The organism is Desertibacillus haloalkaliphilus (assembly GCF_019039105.1).
GTDB classification, from domain to species: Bacteria; Bacillota; Bacilli; order Bacillales; family KJ1-10-99; genus Desertibacillus; species Desertibacillus haloalkaliphilus.
Map to the genome: position 1 here is coordinate 1 of NZ_JAHPIV010000041.1, position 1,386 is coordinate 1,386.

Consider the following 1,386-nt stretch of genomic DNA (forward strand, 5'->3'; position numbering starts at 1 on the left):
CCTCCTCCTCTTCTCTTTTCTCTCTCTTTTTTCCCCTTCTCCTTCCCCCCCCCTCCCCCCCCCCTCCCCCCTTCCCCTTCCTCCTCCCTTCCCCTCCTTCTCCTCTTTTTTCTTCTCTTTCCTTTTCCCCCCCCTTTTCCTTTCCCTTTTTTTCTTTTCTCCCCCTCCCTCTCTTTTTTTTTCCTTTTTCCTTTTTTTTTCCCTCCTTTCCCTTTTCCCTTCTTTCCTCTCCTCTCTTCTTCCTTTCTCTCCCCTCCTCCCCCCTTCTTTTCCTTCCTTTTCTCTCCCCTCTTCTCTCCTCCTCCTTCTTTTTTTTCCCCTTCCTTTCTTCTCCCCCTTTTTCCCTCCTTTCCCTTTCTTTTTCTTCCCCCCTTTCCCCCCTTTCCCTTCCTTCTCTCTTTCTTCTCCTTCTTTCTTTTCCCCCTCTCTCCTCTCTCTCTCCCTCCCCCCTTCTCCTTTTCTCCCCTTCCTCCCCTTTTTTCCTTCTCCCTTTCTCCCCCTTCCTTCTTCTCCCCTTCTCCCTCTCTTTTCCCCTCCTCTCTCTCTCCCCCTTCTCTCCTTTTTCCTTTTTTTCCTCCCTTTCCTCTCCCCCCCTCCCTCCCTCTTCTCCTTCTTTCTCTCTCCCCCTCTTCTCTCTCTTCCCCTCTTCTTCCTCCCTCCTTTTCTCCTTTTTTCTCTTTTTCTTCTCCTCTCCCTCCCTCCCCTCTCTTTTCCTTCTCTTTTTTTCCCCCTCCCCTCCCCCCTCCCTTTTCTTTCCTCCCTTCTTTTCCCCTTCTCCCCCTTTTTCCCCCCCCCCTTCCCCTCTTCTCTTCCTCTCTTCCCTTTCTTTTTCTTCCTTTTCCCTCTTTTTCCCTCTTCTCTCTCTCCCCCCTCCTTCCCTCTCCCCTTCTCTCTTTTCTTCCCTCCCCCCTCTCTCCCTCTCCTTTCTTCTTCCTTCCTCCTTCTTCCTTTCCCCTTTTCTTTTTCTCCTCCCTCTCCCTCTTCTTCTCTTTCCTCTCCCCTTTTCCCCCCTCTTCCCCCTCCTCCCTCTCCCCCTCCTCCTCTCTCCTTTTTCTTCCTCTCTTCTTCTCTTTTCCCTCTCCTCTTTCTTTTTTCTTCCTTCTTCTCTTCTTTCCTCCCTTCTCCCTTCCCCCCTTCTCTCCCCCTCTCTTCTCCTTTCTTCCCCCCTTTTCCCCCCTCTTTTTTTCCCTCCCTTTCCTCTCTTCCTCCTTCCCTCTCCTCTCCCCTTTCCTCCTCCCTCTCCTTCTCTTTCCCTCCCTTTCTCCCTCCTTTCTTCCCCCCTCTCTCTTCCCTCTTTCCTTTTCTCCCCTCCCCCCCCTTTTTCCCTCCTTCCCCCCCCTTCTTCTCTTCCCCTCCCTCTCCTTTCCCCCCCTCCCCTTCTCTTTT

General features: G+C 52.5%; 1 protein-coding gene. It reads right to left on the bottom strand.

The annotated features are described in order from the left end of the window. Window positions 1–1,386: hypothetical protein (locus tag KH400_RS29535; protein ID WP_217227887.1), on the bottom strand; the 1,386-nt coding region annotated here is incomplete at both ends.